Annotated in this window: 3 protein-coding genes; all 3 read right to left on the bottom strand. The window is 65.6% G+C overall.

Annotated elements, in window-relative coordinates; translation table 11 throughout:
* Positions 1-1,866: C40 family peptidase (locus tag AB4Y84_RS16785; RefSeq protein WP_442250484.1), on the bottom strand; the 1,866-nt coding region annotated here is incomplete at its 3' end.
* Positions 1,867-1,914: 48 nt separating this feature from the next.
* Positions 1,915-2,604: a hypothetical protein gene (locus tag AB4Y84_RS16780; RefSeq protein WP_442250483.1), complete on the bottom strand. Its 690-nt coding sequence runs from the start codon at positions 2,602-2,604 to the stop codon at positions 1,915-1,917.
* Between the two features lie 205 nt (positions 2,605-2,809).
* On the bottom strand, positions 2,810-3,416 hold a 607-nt coding region (locus AB4Y84_RS16775), incomplete at its 5' end, for a toxic anion resistance protein (protein WP_442250482.1).

Here is a 3,416-nt window from a genome sequence, read left to right as displayed (position 1 = left end):
CATCGCGACCCGCTGCTGCTCTTCCTGCACCTGCTGGTGCTGCGAAGGATCGGACAGCAGCTTCGCGCTGGTGTGCTCCAGCGATGGTGGCGCCTGGGCAAGGTCAACGGCGGCGCGGAATCCCGGCGTGGTTCCCATCACGAACGCCTTGCCATCCTGCACCGTGATGCTCTGCAGCTTGTCGGCGGCGTCGATGCCGTTCTGTTTTGCATGCAGGGTGATGTTGGCCGCGGCTTCTTCGGAGAACACGCTTGGCAGCTTGCTGCGCACTGCGTTGTGCAGGGCATTGTCCGGATGCGAAGCATCGTTCAGCGATGGTCCCTTCGGCGCGGCAGCCGCCGGCTCCTGGCCCTGCAAACGGCCTGTGGCCAGCGCAGCGTGGGTGTTGCGGCCGGCGATGCCATCGGGCACCAGACCCTGCTGCTTCTGGAAGGCGAGCACCGCCTCGCGGGTGTGGTCACCGAAGCGACCGTCCTCGGCCAGCCGGTTGCCGTGCGCGTCGCGCACGCCAAGCTGATTGAGGGTTTGCTGCAGGGATTGCACATCACTGCCGCGCTGGCCGTGCCGGATCACCTCGGCCGATGCTGCGTGCGATGGCGCCGGTTGCGCTGCCGATGCCCCCGCCGGTGCGGCGGGGCGAGAAAGCGCCGGCTCGCCATTGCCGTGCAGCGGCGCACGGACCTGGAACTCCGGCTTGGGCGTCAGTGCACCGACGATGCGCGTACCACCACCGTCCCAGTAACCACCCGGGCGAATGGTGACTTCAGCCGGCCCGGTACTGCCCTGGGAACCGATGAACTGGATGTTTCCCTGCGCGTCGTAGCCTTTGAAAATGCCGACATGCTGACCCTGCGAAGAGGAGAACATCAGGATGTCACCCTGCTTCAGCGAGCCATTGGGCTTGCGCGCATCCGCCGCCGAGGTCACATCGAAATGCTCGCGCGCGTACGCGGTCGTATTCGCGCCGTTGAACAGGGTCGAGGTGGTGAAGCCCGCGGCGTTCTCGCCGCGCACGTCGTAGCCCGCATTCTTCAGACCGCGCCAGACGAATGCAGAGCAATCCACGCCGAGCCGCCCGTCCCCGTCCAGGTCGCGCTCCAGCCGGCTGCTGTCACGACCCGGCCGCGGATGGTCCGGCCGGCCATACTCGTACTGGCGGCCGGAGCCCATGAAATGCTGGTGGGCCTCGTTGTAGACGGCGGCACTGCCGGCCGCAGCCACCACCTGAGCCGCAGCGGGTGCGGTCGCAGCAGGCGTCGTTGATTGGGTCTGGGTCTGGGTCTGGGTCTGCGCCGGCACGGCAGCCGATGTGCGCGTCGGCTGCTGGACGGTAGCGACATCGCCAGGTTGCCAGCCCTCGAAACGGCGGATGCCGTCGGCCAGCACTTCGCGCTCGCGCACGCTCATTTCGCCCACCGTCTTCGAGCGCAGATCAACGCCGTTGCGATCACCCTCGGCGTAGATGGTGGCGGCCTGCTCCTTGTGGTGGGTTGTGCCGCTGTAGTCCTGCTTGGAGTAACTCGGCAGCATTTCCTCGACGGTCTTGTCACCAAACCGGCGCTCCAGCAGCTGGATCTTCGCCACTCGCCCGGCTTCATAGCTTTCGAAGACCGCGTTGCCCCATTGGTCCAGACCGACTACGCCCTGGTAACGACCCTGCGCCGCCTCGAGCGCCTGCTCACGGGTACGGGGGTTGGTTACCGTCTTGTCGGCGCTGCCGGCGAACTCGAACTTGAGATTGCCGGGGTTGTTGTTGCGCCACGAGACGCTGCCGCCTGACCGTTCGATGACACTGCCATCGTCCATTTCCAGCGTGCGCGTCGTACCGACGCTGCTGACTACCCGGGTGACGTTTGGATCCGACATGCGCTGTTCCTTTGCCAGTGGTTGATTGGACCGCTCCCCTGGCGGCGATTACATTCCGTTGGAAAACACGTCCAGCACATCCGCACTGACCCAGCCCTGTGCGCAGTTCCCGGCGTAGTGTCCCGGGGCTGCCGCATGGCAGGCCTCGCCTCCCGTGGCGACCCGATTGTTGATCGGCCTGTCACCATAGGTGTCACACAACGCATTGTCCTTGCACTTGCCGACCGTGTTGGCCGGAATGGCGACAACGTAATAGAACAGCGGATTCTGTCCGGTGCGGCCGATGCCTTGCACGCACACCAGCTGCCCCTTCGACAGCTTCGCGGTGGCGGTGGCCTTGCTGCCGCTGCTCGGTACCGCATCCAGCGTCTCCACGCCCTTGGCCTCGGCCACGCCGGCGAAGAATCCCTGGTCGCCGCAGTCCGGCGACAGTTCAACATCGTAGAAGTCACCGCTGTCGACATCGCCTGCCGTGCAGCCGGTACCGGCACTAGCATTGCTGCACGTCACCCCGCTGGCGCGGATCAGCGCGGCCAGCCCATTGTCGGCCGATACGGGGGCAGTCCCAGGCGTCGCCGTGGCCGTCGCARCAGCGGCAGGCGCCGTCGTGGCCGGCGACGAGGCCGCGGAATTCGAGGATTCTCCCGCCGCGCAGGCGGCCAAGGCCAGCAGCAAGACAGGAACGACAGAAACACGGGCCAAGCGGAATCGCGGGGAGGAGAGACGCGGCATATCCATTGCAACCTCATTGAAAGCATGACGCGCCGCAGGGGCGCGAGATGGTGGAACGCACACAGGCTGGCACCCAGCCGTGGCAGGCTGGGGCACATTGTGTCCGATCAAATGTTGCGAGGACGTCATCCCCACCCTCGTCGGTGCGTATTCATGCAGAAATGGGATATTCGTCGCATTCCTGCACGCCGCTTGGACAGCAGGTACCCAGCTACGGCGCCGTCGGTGCCGCCAGCCGCTGCTGCAGGTCCTCGCGCAGGCGCGACAACTCGACTTCGGCCTGCTGACGCTGCTGCATGCCCTCGCGATGGATGCTGCGCACTTCCTCGACGGTAGCGATCAGCTGATCGTGCACGTGGCGCAACGTAGCCACATCGATCACGCCGCGCTGGTTGCTGCGTGCGGTGTCCACCGACGCCTGGCGCATCAGATCGGCATTGCGTCGCATCAACTCATTGGTCGCATCATCGATGGCATTGGCYAGTTCGGCGGCGTTCTTCTGCTCGCCCAGCGACAACTGGATCGCGAACTGACGCTTCCACGAGGGGATGGTGATGTCGCGGACGGTGTTGAACTTCTCGATCAGCTGCAGCGCATTGGCCTGGATCAGGCGGATCATCGGCAACGACTGATCAGCCGCATGCTGCATCAGCTGCAGGTCGGAGACGCGCTTCTCGATCAGGCGGATCGCATTGTCGATCTCGCTCTGGCGGATGCGCTGCTGCGGGTCTTCGCTGCCCTGCGCCAGCAACTGCTCGGACYGCAGTTGGGCCAGGCGCTGCTTGCCGGCGGCGGCATACAGGCCCAGGGCGTGACGT

Origin of the sequence: Stenotrophomonas sp. 2YAF22 (assembly GCF_052114665.1) — a bacterium.
In the GTDB taxonomy this organism is placed as follows: Bacteria; Pseudomonadota; Gammaproteobacteria; order Xanthomonadales; family Xanthomonadaceae; genus Stenotrophomonas; species Stenotrophomonas indicatrix.
The sequence above is the reverse complement of the archived record's forward strand: the minus strand, read 5'-3'. Positions and strand labels throughout refer to the sequence as shown.